The organism is Natronorubrum sediminis (assembly GCF_900108095.1).
Taxonomy (GTDB): domain Archaea; phylum Halobacteriota; class Halobacteria; order Halobacteriales; family Natrialbaceae; genus Natronorubrum; species Natronorubrum sediminis.
Genome location: NZ_FNWL01000001.1, coordinates 1,288,805 through 1,305,057, shown reverse-complemented (window position 1 = coordinate 1,305,057; position 16,253 = coordinate 1,288,805). Strand labels below are relative to the sequence as shown.

The 16,253-nt window shown below is 63.1% G+C and carries 13 protein-coding genes; 8 read left to right on the top strand and 5 right to left on the bottom strand.

Features of this window, described 5'->3' with window-relative positions; all coding sequences use genetic code 11:
* Window positions 1-120: 120 nt before the first annotated feature.
* The 7 genes from BLW62_RS06425 to BLW62_RS06395 all read left to right on the top strand — a co-directional run bounded on the left by BLW62_RS06425 (window position 121) and on the right by BLW62_RS06395 (window position 11,153).
* On the top strand, window positions 121-1,299 hold the full coding sequence (locus tag BLW62_RS06425) for a twin-arginine translocase subunit TatC (RefSeq protein WP_245726676.1): 1,179 nt from the start codon (window positions 121-123) through the stop codon (window positions 1,297-1,299).
* Between the two features lie 311 nt (window positions 1,300-1,610).
* Entirely contained in the window at window positions 1,611-3,794 is a 2,184-nt protein-coding gene (gene nasA, locus BLW62_RS06420) for an assimilatory nitrate reductase NasA (protein ID WP_090506184.1), read from the top strand.
* Window positions 3,795-4,267: 473 nt separating this feature from the next.
* Entirely contained in the window at window positions 4,268-5,596 is a 1,329-nt protein-coding gene (locus BLW62_RS06415; protein WP_090506182.1) for an MFS transporter, read from the top strand.
* Window positions 5,597-5,866: 270 nt separating this feature from the next.
* A complete protein-coding gene (locus BLW62_RS06410; protein ID WP_090506181.1) occupies window positions 5,867-7,630 on the top strand; it encodes a nitrite/sulfite reductase in 1,764 nt (587 codons plus the stop codon).
* Between the two features lie 352 nt (window positions 7,631-7,982).
* Entirely contained in the window at window positions 7,983-9,257 is a 1,275-nt protein-coding gene (locus tag BLW62_RS06405; RefSeq protein ID WP_245726675.1) for a TRAP transporter substrate-binding protein, read from the top strand.
* The gene (locus BLW62_RS06400; protein WP_245726674.1) at window positions 9,244-9,867 is read left to right on the top strand and encodes a TRAP transporter small permease; all 624 of its coding nucleotides are present in this window, start codon (window positions 9,244-9,246) and stop codon (window positions 9,865-9,867) included. The genes BLW62_RS06405 and BLW62_RS06400 overlap by 14 nt, the downstream gene beginning before the upstream one ends.
* Window positions 9,864-11,153 carry a TRAP transporter large permease gene (locus BLW62_RS06395; protein ID WP_090506179.1) on the top strand — a complete coding sequence of 430 codons (1,290 nt, stop codon included), beginning with the start codon at window positions 9,864-9,866 and terminating at the stop codon, window positions 11,151-11,153. The genes BLW62_RS06400 and BLW62_RS06395 overlap by 4 nt, the downstream gene beginning before the upstream one ends.
* A gap of 20 nt (window positions 11,154-11,173) precedes the next feature.
* On the opposite strand, the gene BLW62_RS06390 is transcribed toward BLW62_RS06395, so the two are convergent.
* Window positions 11,174-11,530, bottom strand: a complete 357-nt coding sequence (locus BLW62_RS06390; protein ID WP_076582638.1) for a hypothetical protein — start codon at window positions 11,528-11,530, stop codon at window positions 11,174-11,176.
* 203 nt (window positions 11,531-11,733) lie between these two features.
* Window positions 11,734-12,630, bottom strand: a complete 897-nt coding sequence (gene larE / locus BLW62_RS06385; RefSeq protein ID WP_090506178.1) for an ATP-dependent sacrificial sulfur transferase LarE — start codon at window positions 12,628-12,630, stop codon at window positions 11,734-11,736.
* Window positions 12,631-12,762: 132 nt separating this feature from the next.
* Between larE and BLW62_RS06380 the strand changes: the two genes are divergently transcribed.
* Window positions 12,763-13,332, top strand: a complete 570-nt coding sequence (locus tag BLW62_RS06380; protein WP_090506451.1) for a DUF6789 family protein — start codon at window positions 12,763-12,765, stop codon at window positions 13,330-13,332.
* A 199-nt stretch (window positions 13,333-13,531) separates the two neighbouring features.
* Here the strand turns inward: BLW62_RS06380 and BLW62_RS06375 are convergent, their stop codons facing one another.
* From BLW62_RS06375 to BLW62_RS06365, 3 genes are all read right to left on the bottom strand, one after another.
* Window positions 13,532-14,206 (bottom strand): hypothetical protein, encoded by a 675-nt coding sequence (locus BLW62_RS06375; protein WP_090506177.1) that lies wholly within the window; start codon window positions 14,204-14,206, stop codon window positions 13,532-13,534.
* Window positions 14,207-14,265: 59 nt separating this feature from the next.
* Entirely contained in the window at window positions 14,266-15,540 is a 1,275-nt protein-coding gene (gene hemL, locus BLW62_RS06370) for a glutamate-1-semialdehyde 2,1-aminomutase (protein WP_090506176.1), read from the bottom strand.
* A 62-nt stretch (window positions 15,541-15,602) separates the two neighbouring features.
* Window positions 15,603-16,184 carry a PH domain-containing protein gene (locus BLW62_RS06365; RefSeq protein ID WP_245726673.1) on the bottom strand — a complete coding sequence of 194 codons (582 nt, stop codon included), beginning with the start codon at window positions 16,182-16,184 and terminating at the stop codon, window positions 15,603-15,605.
* Window positions 16,185-16,253 lie beyond the last annotated feature (69 nt).

The following is a 16,253-nucleotide window of genomic DNA, read 5'->3' as shown; positions in this document are numbered from 1 at the left end:
ATCCAGTTATCAACCTTTCGAGTGCTCGAGCGTCAATGAGCGGTTTCGGAACCTTGTCGCTCTCTTCGAATGGCCGTAAGAAAAAGGCCTATAACCAGTGGCCGTTTGATATCCCGATAGATGTCGGACGAGCCGGCGGACGACATGGCTGTCGATGATCCCGCTAGCGACGCCGAGGGGTCGACGGAGACCGACGACGAGCCGCTGCCATCCGAAACGGATGGCGAGAAAGACCTGTCCGCCGACGAGGATGCCGACCGGTCAACCGAATCCGACGCTGCGTCCGATGGTGAAGCAGACGACGATTCTGGCGCTGGGGCCGACGCCGAAGCTGACGAAGTTGATGCTGACGCCGAAGCTGACGACGCTGACGACGCTAAGGCTGACGACGAACCCGACGCCGAAGCCGACGACGAAGCCGACGACGAATCTGACGACGACGCGGACAACGCTGAAGCCGACGACGCGGATCAATCGATCGAAACCGACGGCGAAGGGTACGTCCAGGACCGACCCGACAGCGCCGGCGAACCGGTCGATCCTCTCTCGGACGATGTCGGCGGCATTTCGACGCCGCCGGACGACGAGGAGATGCCCCTCGCGGATCACATCGAGGAGATGGTCCTTCGATTCGCCGTCGTCTTACTCGTCGGTGCCGCCGGGACCGCGATCGGCTTGCTCTTCGCCTCACAGGGGATCAGCTACGTCTGGGACGACATTTTCCCTGGCGCAGCCGAAAACGCGCCTCCGCCACACATCTATCATCCACTCGAGCTGTGGTTGACCCGGATCAAATTCTCGGCCCTGCTCGGAATCATGATGGCGCTGCCGGTGTTCGTCTACCAGTGTTACCGGTTCATGCGACCGGGACTCTACCCCAACGAGCGCAAGTACTACCTCGCGGCGGTGCCGATGAGCGTCGTCCTCGCCGCGCTCGGAATGTTGTTTTCCTACGTACTCGTCTTGCCGATCCTCTTCGAGTACTTCACGTTCTACGCGGAGGGGAGTGCGGACATCGCGTACGCACTCGGTGAGACCTTCGATCTCGTCATCACGCTGACCGGCTTCCTCGCGATCGTCTTCCAGATTCCGCTGTTCATCATGCTCGCGATCATGATGGGCGTGACGACCCGGCGGTGGCTGGCCGATAAACGCCTGTACTTCTGGGCGGCCTTCTTCGGCCTCTCGTTCATGTTTACCATGGACCCGACAATGATGGCCCCCATCCTGGTCGCCATCACGATGATCATGCTCTTCGAGGGCACGTTGCTCGTCCTCAAGTGGCTCGGAAAAGAGTAGGCCCATCCACACCATTCTTCTTCAACTCGATCGTTCGCCCGCTCGAGTGGGGTGAATTCCGTGGATGGTCGTACAGAAACCCGCCAGTACTCGAGCGATTCGGTCCTTATATTCTCCCTATCCATCGGTAGATTGCTGGATCGGCGACTTCTTCAGACAAAAAGTGGGATATTGTAAACGATCACCGTTTAGTAGCTTCATACGTTTTCTATCGTCGTGAAATAGTCTATGAGTTTGAGCAAAATGCCGTTCGATTGGTGTGTTTGTAAACCACACACTCGTCGTGGCGACGCCGACTCGAGGTGGCGTGCGTGACGGACCTCGTGCCGACGACCTGCATGCGATGTGCCGTCGGTTGTGGACACGTTCATCGAGCCGTCGATCAGGGGTACGGCCTCGACGTCGTCCGTGGCGACGCCGCCCACCCGGTCAACAACGGACTCGCCTGTCAGCGGGGGATCAGCGAATCCGTCGATCCTGGCGACAAGTGGCTCACCCGCCCGCTCGTCCGACGAGACGGCGAACTGGTGGCGACGACCTGGGAGACGGCCCTCGAGCGCGCGGCTGAAGGCCTCGATACGGCGCTCGAGGACGGCCCCGATAGCGTCGCCGTGTTGGGAAGTGGCCAACAGACCAACGAGGCGGCCTACGCGCTCGGAAAACTCGCCCGCGGCGGGTTCGGAACCAGCTACTACGACGCCAACACGACGCTGTGTATGGCCTCGGCCGTCACGGCGTACTACGACGCCTTTGGTAGCGACGCCCCGCCGCCGACGTACGACGACATCCCCGAGGCCGAGACGCATCTCGTCTGGGGAGCCAATCCCGCCGCCGCCCACCCGGTCATGTTTCGGTGGATCAACCAGTCCGCGGACGCCGAGGACTCCGAACTGATCGTCGTCGACCCCATCGAGAGCGAGACCGTCGAGGTCGCGGACTATCACGTGCCACTCGAGCCCGGCGGCGACGTTTCCCTCGCGCGGGCGATTCTCGCCCGAATCGTCGAAACCGACCGCGTCGACGAGCATTTCGTCGCCCACACGACCGACGGATTCGACGAGTTGTGCGACCAGCTTCCGGACGCCGCCGACGCGGCCGAGGCCGCCGGCGTCACCCTCGAGATGGTCGACCGAATCGCAACGGCACTCGAGTCGCCGACGCTGCTCTACTGGGGGATGGGGATCAATCAGAGCGTCAACGGAACCGCCGCGTCGGGTGCGTTGATCGATCTCTGTCTGGCGACGGGCAACCTTCGCCCCGGTTCGGGGCCGTTCTCACTGACGGGGCAGGCGAACTCGATGGGAACGCGCGTCTGTTCCTCGAAGGGGACCTGGCCGGGTCACCGTCCCTTCGGCGACGCCGAGCACCGCAGCGCGGTCGCCGAGGCGTGGGGCGTTCCCGAATCGCGACTTCCCGCCGACCCCGGCCCTGGACCGGTCGGTATCGTGGATGCCATCGGCGAGGACGTCTCCGCCGTTTACGCGGTTGCGACCAACCCGCTCGCCGGGATGCCGGATACGACGCACGTCCGCGAGCAACTCGAGGACGCGTTCCTCGTCGTCCAGGACGCCTTTCGAAGCGAGACGGTCGAACTCGCCGACGTCGTCCTGCCGGCGGCGACGTGGGGCGAATCGGCGGGCACGACGACGAACATGGAACGAACCGTCTCGCGCGTTCGCGCGGCGACGGAGACGCCCTCTGGCGTCAGAACCGACCTCGAGTTGATCGGTGACCTCGCCGACCGACTCGCTCCCGCGCTGTTCGACTCCCCACTCGAGCCCGAATCGGTCTTCGCGGAACTGGCTGCATTGACGGAAGGTACTCCCGCGGACCTCTCGGGGATCAGCTACGAACGTCTCGAGGCCGAGGTCGCGGTTCGGTGGCCGGCACCCGAACCCGACGTTTCCGCGGGGTACCGGTACTACGACGGCCCAGCGAGTGACGACGACGATACGCAAGAGGCGGCTAACGACGAGCGGGCGGAATCGTGGTTGTTCCCGACGCCGACCGGCCGCGCACAGTTCTCGACGGGGACGACGCAGCCATTACCCGAGCCCACAGACGAGGCCTATCCGCTCACGCTGACGACGGCTCGGCGACCGGACGCCTACAACACGGGTGTGCGAGCCCGCGATACCGAACCGACGGCTCGCGTCAGCCCCGCGACGGCCGTTGCCCTCGCCGACGAACTCGAGGTCGAAAATTCCGAGACCGATGACTCCGAAGCCGACGAACTCGAGACCGACGACTCCGAAGCCGACGCGCGATACGGGCGCGTCGTCTCTCGACGCGGATCGATCACCGTTCGCGTCGAATCGGACGAGTCGATCCCCGACGGCGTCGTCTGGTTACCGATCCACCAGCCCGCGGTGAACGAACTCACCGTCGCCGCCGTCGACCCGCGTTCGAAGGAACCGAATTTCAAGCAGTGTGCGGTCCGACTCGAGCGCCCGCGAGACCGTCCGACGAGCGCCGTCGCCGACGTGAGCGCCTGAAGTCGGGGGTCGCGTCCCTGCCTCGAACGAGCGAATGAGCGAAATGCGAGCGCGCGTCGACGCGACCACCGCCGACCGACCTCGAGCCGAGTTTCGCTTCGCGTGTCCGATTCGATCTCGTAAGCGGGTCATTTTCGGTTTCCGTTTGTCAATCAGCGACCGATTTCGATCGCATTATCGTCATAATATTGGCCATATTCGATTTGATATCCGAAATTCTCCACTAAACTCCCGGACATTCGGCCATGTGTAAACGATCACTGTTATGTGGTTTAGAAACGTGACCGTATACTGTGAATTGAAGCGTGTTTGAAGGAAAAATAACGACCGAGGTTTTGGATCGTTCACTCGAGGTGAGTCGCCGTGACGCGTGAGTACTGGTCGACGGAGTGTGTGAAATCGGCCGCTGAAAGCCGAAATACGGCTGGATACCCGAAGCGGACCGCCGTCTGGACGAGTGTCCAGGTGAGACGATGACCGGGGCCGACACTCCGGCTATCCGTGGCACACCACATCGGGCCCTCTCGATCCTGACGATCGGTTACTTCGTCGGCTTCGCCGGTGTCGTCGTCTACGGCCCCGTCGCGACCGAATTCGAAGACGTGCTGGGACTCTCCGGCGTGTTACTCGGATTGCTCGTCGCGGCCCCGCAGTTGACGGGGTCGCTGTTGCGCATTCCCTTCAGCGCGTGGGCCGACAGCGCCGGTGCCAAGAAGCCATTCGCTATCCTGCTCTGTCTGTCCGCGCTCGGCATGGGCGGACTGTTGACGATCCTGCTTACGACCTATCCCGACGGATTGTCGATGGCCCATTATCCGCTGATCTTCGTCTTCGGCGCGCTCAGCGGCTGTGGGATCGCGGCCTTTTCGGTCGGAATCACCGACATTACCTACTGGTACCGGGCGAATCGCCGCGGCACGATGCTCGCGCTCTTCGCCGGACTCGGGACGACCTCGCCCGGCCTGTTCACGATCGTCTCCCCGATCGCACTCGGCGCGGTGGGCTTGACTGGGACGTACGCCGCCTGGTTCGTCTTCCTCCTCGTGGGAACCGTCGTCTTCGTGATGTTCGCCGTCGACTCGCCGTACTTCCAGTACCGAAAACGCGGCCTCGAGGAATCCGAGGCGAAAGCGAAGGCAGCGGATGCCGGCCAGGAGTTGTTCCCCAGCGGTGACGCGATGCAGTCGATCCGAACGGCGGCGACGATCCCGCGCTCGTGGATGCTCACGGCGATGTTCTTCGTCTCCTTCGGTGGTTACCTCGCGCTAACCACCTGGTATCCCTCCTACTGGCACAATCTCCACGGACTGGACATCCAGACCGCAGGGATCGTCACGGCCTTGACGTTCACGCTCCTCTCGGCGCTCTTTCGTGCCGCGGGTGGCGCAGTCAGCGACCGTTTCGGCGGCGAAGTGACGACGATCTCGAGTTTCGTCGTCGTCGTGATCTCGACGTTCGCGCTCGTGTTCACGCACGACCTATACGTCGCCATCGTCGCCACGGTGACGCTCGGTGCCGGATTGGGGGTCGCGAGCGCGGCGATCTACCAGCTCCTGCCGCGATACGTTCCCGACGCCGTCGGCGGTGCGTCGGGTCTGGTCGGCGGACTCGGTGGGTTCGGCGGCTTCGTCGTGCCGCCGATCCTCGGTCTGTTCGTCGATTTGCAGGGTGTAAGCGGCTACGCGACCGGGTTCGTCGTCTACCTCGTCGTCGGACTCCTCGCACTCGCCATCGCCGTCTCCCTCTATCGCGACCAGCCAGCACCGACGACGCCGTCCGTTCCGGCCCCCGCGGACGACTGACGCCACGGCGTCGCTGCGCTCGCTTTCTCGAGTTGTGTCCGGCCCTCACATCTTCAACTAGCGCCGACGATCGCTTCCGATCCACATCCTAATACAGTCAATATTCGATTGTAGATACTCCGTTCGACGACTAACGGGACTAAAAATTAGTTATTTGTAAACGATTACTATTATAGGGTTTAGAGACGTGGACTTGAAACATGAATTCCGAAACAACTGAGAAGGAAACGCTGCGTACGGAGTCGGAATGTGGTTTCGAGGTGGTCGTCGATGGTCCATAAGAAAGAAGAGCAAAAAGACGACTGCTACGGCGACGAGGTTCGCGAACACATCCTCGAGTTCGCGGAAAACGGCGGCTACGAGGCGATTCCGGAAGACGAACGCGAGACGTGGTTCACCCGGTTCAAATTCTGGGGACTCTTCCACCAGCGCAGCGGACAGGAGTCGTACTTCATGATGCGACTGACGAACGCCAGTGGTATCTTGGAGCCGGGACAGCTCCGAGCCATCGGCGAAGTTGCCGGCGAGTACGCCACCGGCCCCGTCGAAAACCCCGAGTTCGGGAACGGCTGGATCGACCTCACGACCCGACAGTCCGTCCAACTGCACTGGCTCAAACTCGAGGACGTGCCGGAAATCTGGGAGCAACTCGAGGCCGAGGGCGTCCACTCCCGGTCGGCGGGCGGCGATACGATGCGTAACATCTCGGGCTCGGCCCTCCACGGCAAAGTCGAGGAGTACGTCGACTCCGGCCCGCTGCTCGAGCGCTTCGAGGAGGACCTTCGCGGTGACGACGCGCTCGCGAACATGCCCCGGAAGTTCAACATCAGCGTGACTGGGACGAAATCCGGCTGCGCGCAGGATTCGCTCAACGATATCGGCTTCGAGCCGGCCAGAAAGGAGATCAACGGAGAGACGGTCAAGGGCTTCAACGTGCGCATCGGCGGCGGCCTCGGCGGCCGACAGCCCCGTGCTGCGACGCCACTCGACGTCTTCGTTCTCCCCGAGAACGCCTTCGAGGTCGGCCGAGGATTCGTCCAACTCTACCACGACTACGGCGGTCGACAGAACCGTTCGAAGAATCGGACCCGATTTTTCGCCGACGACTGGGGAATGGAGAAAATTCGCGAGACGCTCCAAGAAGAGTACGTCGACCTCGAGATGCACACTGCGGGCGAGGACTTCCGCGAGGAGTACACCTACAACGCCGGTTCGACGACCGAGGGCAAACACGACCACGTCGGCGTCTACGACCAGAAACAGGACAGCCTCAACTACGTCGGGCTGAGCGTTCCCGTCGGCCGATTGCCCGCCGAGGACGCCGTCGCCCTCGCCGACCTCGCCGACGAGTACGGCTCCGGCGAACTCCGTCTTACCCGCCGCCAGAACCCGGTTATCGTCGACGTGCACGACGACGATCTCGAGTCCCTGCTCGCGGACCCGCTCCTCGCTTCGTACCCGCCCGAACCGAGCCCCTTCGAGCGCGGGGCGATGGCCTGTACGGGCACCGAGTTCTGTTCGATCGCGCTTACGGAAACGAAGGGTCGGATGGCGCGAATGCTGCGCTGGCTCAACGCGAACGTCGACTTGCCCGAGGACGTGGGCAAGATCAAGATGCACTACTCCGGGTGTACCGCCGACTGCGGGCAGGCGATGACGGCCGATATCGGCCTGCAGGGAATGCGCGCCCGGAAGGACGGCCAGATGGTCGAGGCATTCGACATCGGCGTTGGCGGCGGCGTCGGCGAGAACCCGTCGTTCGTCGAGTGGATCCAACAGCGCGTGCCGGCGGACGAAGCACCCGGCGCGATCCGCAATCTGTTGGAGGCGTTTGCAGCCCACAGAAGTGATGGACAGACGTTCCGCCAGTGGGTCGAGTCGGTCGGCACCGAGGCGCTCATTGAGTTCTGCGAACCCGAAGAGACCGATTTCGAGGCACCGTACATGGCCGACGCGAAGCAATCCTGGTACCCCTTCGCGGAGGAACCGTCGGCGAGCGCGGCTGAAGGGTCGGTCGCTCCGTCCGACGACTGAGACGGTCCGTTGTGATTCGGTACCGGCAATCGCTCGATTAGGGCAGCGACCATCACTAAAACGGTTCAGCGATTCGTACGAGCGGTCTGGTGGCGCACTTATCGGTGTCACTGCAGGACGAGCGTGACTGCACCGAGACTGACGGACACCAATCCGTCTCCGGTCGACTCGACGCACAGCCATCTCATTTCAAGTACGATATTCGACATATTCCTCCGAAAGCACAGGTCTTTTCCGGACGCTGTCATTATCATGGGGCAGTTGTCATTGATCGGCTCAATTGCTGCTGTTATCGGTCGATTTGATAGTACCACTACGATGGAAACTCTGCACACGCGACGATAGCACACTCGTGATACGCGTAACTGATGACACGACAGATAGCGATAGCACTGCTCGAGAATCACCGAGACGAGATTCGCCGAATACCGACGGGACGCCGACGCGACGAGCCTACCTCGGCACCCTCGGTACTCTCGCAGCGACGGGCGTGAGTGCGGGCTGTATCGACGTGACGACGGGAGCCGACGGCGACGACGTGACCGAGTTCACCGCGGGAACGTTCGCCCACGAGGGCGGCCACTGCATGGACTGCGTGGATCCCTCTCCAGGCTGGGCGATCAGCGAGGAACTCGAGGAGCGTTCCGGCGGTGACGTGGTGATGAACCTCCACGGGGAAGACCAGGTCTGTGACAGCACGACCTGCGGCGGGAAAGCCCAACAGGGCATTCTCGAGGCCGGCTACGCCTCGATTGCTAACGGGAACAACTTCTGGCCGGAGAACAACATCTGGTTACTCCCGTATACGTTTCCGAACCGGGCGTCGCTCTCTTACACGCTCTTCGACGAGCGAATCTGGGAGAACTACTGGGTGCCCTTCGCTCAGCAGTACGGCATCTTCCCGTTTTACGCCTGGTCGCCGTCGCTCCGGAATCTCTTGCTCTCGGAGGAGGCGACGGAGATCGCAGACGGACGAGTTCGAACGCCCGACGACCTCGAGGAAATTCGGCTTCGTCGCTCGAACTCGCGACCGCCGAAAGTCGCGCTCGAGGAGTGGGGGGCGACCGCGCCCGAACTCTCGTGGGGCGACACCGTCCAGGGGATGGACACGGGCGTCGTCCATGGCCTCGAGACGTGGTCGGGAGTCGGGATCGCCGGCGGCATGGACGAGGTCGTCGATCAGGTGACGCTCGTCGACTTCATGGCCGGACAGGGCGTCATGTGGGTCAGTACCGACTGGCTGCAATCGCTCTCCGACGACCACCGGGAACTCATCGCCGACGTGACTCGCGAACTGAGCGAATCGGTCATCCAGCAGACCGACGAAATCGTCGACGAACGCGTCGGCCACGCGGATCCGCCCCCGGAGGATACCGGCTACGGCGAGCAGGACATCACCGTCAACGACCTCGACGACGACGAACTCGAGCAGTGGCGCGATCCCGTCGATCCCGCCGAGAATCCGGGGATGTACGAGGAAGAACTCGAGCGCGTCGAGGCGATGGACCTTCCGGTGGACGACTTCTACGACTACATCTGGGAAATCGCGCGCGAATCGAGTGTTCCAGATTCGGCTGCCGATGTCACGCTCGACGCCTGGTGGGGTGAGTACCTTGAGCAACTCTAACGTGACGGTCGTCGAGACGCTTCGAAACCGAGTGGCCGACGGCGAGGTGACGACCTCGCTCGAGCGCTACTTCGAGGGCTATCTCGCGATGGTCTTGCTCGCGGTCGTGACGCTCCTCGTGTTCGTCGACGTCGTCAACCGAACGGTTCGTGGCACTCAGTTCGTCTGGGGGCTCGAGGTCGTCGAAGGGCTGTTCATCTGGATCACGTGGCTCAGCGCGGCGTTTGCGGTTCGACACTCTTCGCACCTGCGATTTACCCTGTTGCGCCAGCAGTGGTCCGCTCGTCGCAACTACGTGATGTACTGGGTCGAGTGGGTGCTGTGGTTCGTCGTCGTCGGCACCATCTTCTGGTACTCGATCCCCGAACTCGAGCGCCACGCCGAAGCCGGTCGCATCGTCGTCGGGACGAGCATTCCCGACACGCTGTTTTACCTCGCAGTACCCGTCGGGACGGCGTTGATCCTCCTGCGAGTCGGCCAGGAGATTCTGCACGTGACGCGACGGTACCGACGCGGCGACACCATCGAACCGACCGCTTCGATCGAAATCGAAGATCGGGCGTACGACACGACCGACGATGTCGACGATACCGACGGTGAGACCCAATGATCGCTATTAGCTTCGAACTCGCATTGCTCGCGCTGACCGTTCTCTGTCTCCTGTTGTTCCTGGGCGGGGTGCAGATCTTCCTCGTCTTTGGACTCTGGGCGCTTGGCTTCTACACGATGGTTCCGGAGTTCCCGGCGAGCAACATGAGCATCCTCGCGTTCAGTGAACTCGAGAGCTTCACGTACGTCGCGATTCCGCTGTTCGTGCTCGTCGGCGACCTGATCAACCGGGCGCGGATCTCGGATGAAATCATCGAGTTCTCCCGGGCCTGTATCGGCTGGCTCCCCGGCAGCACCGGAAACACCTCGATCGGCTGTTCGGCGATTTTCTCGGCGATTACGGGCTCGAACGCCGCAACGACCGCCTCCGTCGGGAAGGCGCTCCATCCGCCGATGGACGACGAGGGGTACGACGAATCCTACGCCGCGGCGACGATTGCCTCGGGCGGAATCGTCGGGACGGTCCTCCCGCCGAGCGTCCTACTGATCGTCTACGGCGTGATGTACGGCGTCTCCGTCCCCGATCTGTTCATCGCGGGCATCGTTCCGGGGATCGCGATCCTCTTCGGTCTCGTCGCCGTCAACACAACGCTCTCGTGGCGAAACGACTACGGCCAGGACAGTTCGGCGTTCGAGTTCCAGCCGTGGGAAATAGTACAGACGGCGTGGCAGGCGAAAGTCGGCCTCGGCACGATCGTGATCCTCCTGGGTGGCATCTACATCGGGATCTTCACCCCCTCGGAAGCCGCCGCCGTCGCCGTCTTCTACATCCTGCTCATGTCGGTCGCACTCGGGAAGATTACGAGACTCGAGCAGGTCGTCAGCGCGAGTTTCACGTCGCTGCTGTTGATCGGCGTCATCCTCCCGATCGTGGTCGCTGCGGTGGCGATCCAGCAGAATCTGTCGTTCCTCGGCATTCAAGAAGCCGTTAGCGAGGCCCTGCTCTCGCTTGGCTCGCCGTGGCTCGTCATGCTCGCGATGATGCTCATCATGCTCGCGACCGGGTCCGTGCTGGCGTCGGTGCCGAACATCGCGCTGACGGTGCCGTTGTTGACGCCCGCCGCGATGGAACTGGGCCTCGATCCGGTGACGTGGGCGATCATCTTCATCATCAGTGACGCCATCGGCTTCATCACGCCGCCGTACGGCCTCAATCTCTACATCATCAGCGGAATTACCGAGATCGACTACCTCCGCGTGACCTACGACGCGTTGCCGTACCTCGGCATGTTGATCGCCGTCTGGGCGCTGTTCTTCGCCGTCCCCGAACTGAACGTGTTGGCCTGACGCGGGTCCATCCGTTCAGTTCAGCGATGTTCTCGCGTCCGCTGGTAGGCGTACTCGAGGGCGTCCTCGAGCGAGCCTGGGCCATCGTAGCTGGCCGAAAAGAGATCCATGAACTGGGTGGCGATACGCGTACAGCGTTCGAAGGTGAGAACGGTTCGAACGCGGATCGTCTCGGAGAGGTCGAGGCCGGGATACGTCGTCGCGGTCAGCGCGTACCCCGGGTGATCTTCGCCGTCGAGTGACGCCGGGGCGACCTTGAGTCGGATATCACCCGACTCGTGGCGATAGGTGTGATACTGCATATCTCGGTCCGTGTCGGCCGGAGTGTACGTCCGACGGTCTTCTGTGGTCCACTCGAACGGGACGTCTGCATCCATCAACCAGTGATACCGCCCCTATCACAACGTCCGTATCGAATTGTGCAATATTCCCGGACGGAAACGCAGAACTACCTCCATTGGTGGGTTTTCCACGGAGAAGGCGGTTATATTCTGGAACTATGTCGAACTCGAGTCTCGCCTTTCGAACGATCGAGAATCTGCAATCTCTTCTCTCCTCAGTCTGACTCGAGTGGGGCTGATCAGTCGTCCGTTCGAGACTCGGCGGCAAAGACGTCGTCGACGAGTGGCTCGTCCGCGGCCGCGTCGGCGTCCTCGCGACTCGCCTCCTCGCTTTCGGGGCTGACGCTCCCCGTCCGGTAGCCGTGGAGGTCGAGCGTGACGTGATCGAATCCAAGCCCCTCGAGTTCCTCGCGAACCGTCTCGACGAACTCGCGTTGGAGCGCACGCTCGAGTTCGTCGGGAGCGACTTCGATGCGCGCCAACCCGTCGTGATCGCGCACGCGGAACTGATCGAATCCCCACTGGCGCAACAGCGCTTCGGCGTGCTCAACGCGCGTGAGCCTCTCTTCGGTGACCTCGAGTCCGGTCGGAATCCGCGAGGAGAGACAGGCCATCGAGGGCTTGTCCGCGACCGAGAGGCCGTAGTGGGTCGCGATTTCGCGAACCTCGTCTTTGCGCACGTCGTGGGCCAAAAGCGGCGAGTGGATCTCGAGTTCGTCGACCGCCTGCAATCCGGGTCGGTGTCCTGCGCCCGGGTCGTCCGCGTTCGTCCCGTCGCAGACCGTCTCGACCCCCAGTTCGCGGGCCGTCTCGAGCATCTCGCCGAGTCGCATCGTCCGGCAGTGATAGCAGCGTTCGTCGTCGTTCTCGACGAAGGCGTCGCTCTCGAGTTCGGAGAAGGAGACGACTTCGTGGCGGATACCGATTTCCTCGGCGACCGCGCGGGCGTCCTCGAGTTCGGCCTCGGGGAGCGTCTCGCTCTTTGCCGTACAGGCGACCGCGTCTTCGCCGAGGGCGTCGTGTGCGAGTGCGGCCACGACGCTCGAGTCGACCCCACCGGAGAAGGCCACTAACACGCCGTCGTGGCCTTCGAGGTCGTCCCGAGCGGCCTCGAGTTTCGCCTCGACCGTAGTCATATCCCGCCGTTCGTCCCCGACGGGCAAAAGCGCGTTGTCGTGGCTCGCCCGCTCAGGCGCTCACCGCACCGTCGACCCATCCATTGCACACCTGAGTGTTAAGTCACTGTGCGTGGACTCCTCGAGAACACGATGATTGTCTCCGATTTCGTCCGGCGAGTCCGTTCGGCGAGTCGCACCCGAACCGATCCGGAGTCCGCCGACTCGCACTCGCGCGTCGAACACGCGAGCGGCGCGGCGGTTCGAGGGCTTCAGGCGGGGTTCGTCGCGACGATCATCATGACGGCGTTTCGATTGCCGATCCTCCGGTCGCTGCCGCCATCCGCGAACTTCTGGTCGCAGTACGTCTCCGGCGGCGACCCCGAGGATCACCCGATTGTGGGCCTCCTGTTACACTTCGTCTACGGCGTGCAGGCCGGAGCGATCTTCGGCGCGCTGTTCGCCCTCCAGGACGCCGAACGATCGATCGAGCCCGAACAGCGCGGCATCGTCTGGGGGTCGATCTACGGCATGGTCCTCTCGGCGTTTGGCTCACAGATCATGCTCAAGGAGGTCCTCGATATCCGACTCGAGGCCGACGAACTCGCCTTGTTCCACGCGGGCCACCTCGTCTACGGCCTCTCGCTCGGCGCGTGGGTCGGTTCCCGAACCGAGGGTGTCGAGGATCCGGAAGAAGAGTACGAGTACGACGACGGTAACTGACTTTCTCTCCGCCGCTTCCGACGGATTCGTCCGAGGCTCGTGTCGCCGATCGCGCCGACGATCCGGCCGCACCCAGGTTTCTACGGGGAGTGTCTGAGTCGAGCGCTTCGGGCGCTCCAGGCGTTTCACGTTCCGACTCGAGCGCTATACTCGCTCTTCGTGGCACGAACGAGGTGTCCCGTTCGAACGCGACGCGACCTCAGGGTGTGCCCAGTTCGCCTCGTCGCCGAACGAGATAGTAGCCCGCGACGACGGGCTGGATCACCGGCACGGAAAGGCTGAGAAACGCGATGGCCAGGTAGACGCCCGGATTCGGTCGCCACGCCCCTCCTTCCGTACAGACGTAGGCGGCGTCCTGATGGATCGCGACCGGGAACGTGCCGAAGGCGATCGCCCCCGCGAGTCCGATCGCCGCGCCGAGGAGCCCCGGAATCGTGAACACGATCGCCACGAGGGCGGCGACGAACCCGCCCACCGTCGTCACGAGCGAGAGGGCAACGACGAGCCACCAGCCGTCCCACCCCGATTGCGTGCCAAAGCGTCGGTGTCGACGCGCGAGGTAGATCACGCCCGCGATCGGCGCAGAGACGAGGGCTATGCCGGCGTTGAGCCACGGGTTGGGCGTCCAGTTGCCACTCGCTCGCGGCCGCCGCCGAATCCGTCGCGCGTCGAAAAAGATCGCGACGAAGACGCCGAGCGTCAGGACCGTGTACCCGATACTCCCCAGCACGAGCAACCCGAACTGCAAGCCCGGAACGCCGGGTTCTGTTTCCTGCAGGACGCCGACGATTCCGACGCCGATCACCGGCGGAAACAGGTACAACAGTCGCTCGATCACCCGTTCCCAGCCGAGTTCGTCGACGTGCGTTCTCATCTCGAGGGTGCGTGCTACCGTGCCCGTCTACGCGATCGTCCGAACGATCTGCTCGTCGCTTACAGCGCGTGTTTGTACGCCTCGAGCGTCTCGTCGACGTCTTCGTCGGTGTGACCGTAGCTGACGAACTGACACTCGAATTGATTCTGGGAGAGGAAGACGCCCTGTTCTTTCATCTGGCCCCAGAAGATCCGCCGCCAGCGGTCGGTTTCGGCGTTTTTCACGTCCGCGGCGTTCCGTGGCGCTTCGCCGTCGCGGGTGAAGATCACTTTGAACATCCCGGCCGTGCCGGCGACGGTGTACTCGGGTGCCTGATCGTCGACGATATCCGAGAGCCCGTCACGGAGTCGGTCACCGAGTTCGTCGATGTGGTCGTAGACGTCGTTCTCCGCGGCAAACTGTAGGGTCTCGAGCCCGGCGGCCATCGTGACGGGGTGGCCCGAGAACGTCCCGGCCTGGAAGACGGGACCGGAGGGAGCGAACTGCTCGATAAGATCGGCGCGGCCACCGATGGCACCGACGGGGAAGCCGCCGCCGATGAGTTTCCCGAACGTCGTCAGATCGGGCGTGACGTCGAACTCGCTCTGGGCGCAGCCGAGGCCGCCGACGCGGAAGCCGGTGATGACCTCGTCGAAGATGAGCAGCGAGTCGTGTTCCTCGGTGATCTCGCGGAGGAACTCGTGATAGCCGTCTTCGGGGTGGACGACGCCGTAGTTGCCGAGGATCGGTTCGGTCATGACGGCCGCGATGTCGTCGCCGTGTTCCTCGAAGGCCTCGCGGACGGCCGTCTCGTCGTTGAACGGCACCGGAATCGTGTGCTCGGCGAACGATTGAGGAATTCCGGCCGAGGAGGGCGCGACGCTCTCGGCGTCGCCCTCGACCAGCGTCGACTCCTGTGCGCCGTGGTAGCCGCCCTGGTTGATCACGACCTTGTTCCGACCGGTCGCACCTCGAGCGAGCCGAACCGCCGAGACGGTGGCCTCCGTGCCGGAGTTGACGAACCGAATCTTCTCGACGCTCGGGACGTGGCGGACGACGAACTCCGCGAGGTCGACTTCGATTTCGGTGGGCGTGCCGTACATCGGTCCCTCGCTGGCTTTCTGTTGAATTCGTGACTGCACCGGCTGTGGGAGGTCGTGGCCTAGCATGAGCGGACCGAGGCCCATCACCCAGTCGATGTAGCGGTTGCCGTCCGCGTCGATGACATGCCCGCCGTCGCCTTTCTGGACGAAGAACGGATAGGGTTCGATCGCCGCCCGAACGGCCGAGTTCACCCCGCCGGGCATGACCGAGAGCGCCCGATCGTACAGCTCGCGCGAGTTGTCGTCGTTCATACCCGGGTGCTTCGGCGTGAACCGGGAAAGTAGTACCGAGGTTCGGTCGTTGTCCGCAGCCGTCAGTACTCGACGGCCTTTCGCTCGGATTGGCGCCGCCGAATCGTCTCGGCGACGTGCTCGTACTCCGGAACGCCCGGCAATCGTAGTCCCGACGTGCGACTGAATCGCTGAGAAATCACGGCGTGAGAGACGGTGATCGTCCCGTAGCCCTGGTGGCGACCGAACGCGGACGCCTTCGTCTGCATGCTCCGTACGTCTTCCATCCACGTCTCGGTCGTCGTCCGCGCCGAGAATCCCGCGACGACGACGATTCGTCTGTCGGTGATGAGATAGTGCACCCGGCTTCGACGATACCAGACGTACCCCGCAATCGCGACGCTCACGAGCACACTGAGAACGGCGATACCGTCACCGAGTACGATGCCGACGAGTGCGATCACTGCTGCAACGACGAGGTGACCTGCCCACGCCCACCACGTCGGTTGCGCGTCGACGAGCACCGTTTCGTCCTCGAGTAACGCCATCTCCGTTCTCGCCGAGCGCGTCTGTCGCGCGGATTCACGTTCCCCACCGTCCGATTCGTCGTAGCGCATCTCCGTCCCGCCCACCTGTTCTCGCCCCTTACCGCGTTGTCCTGACATTCACTCGAGACCTCACAATCAGGACGAATAAACGTATTGGCAGATTGGGTGGTTTTCGTGGCGTGTCTC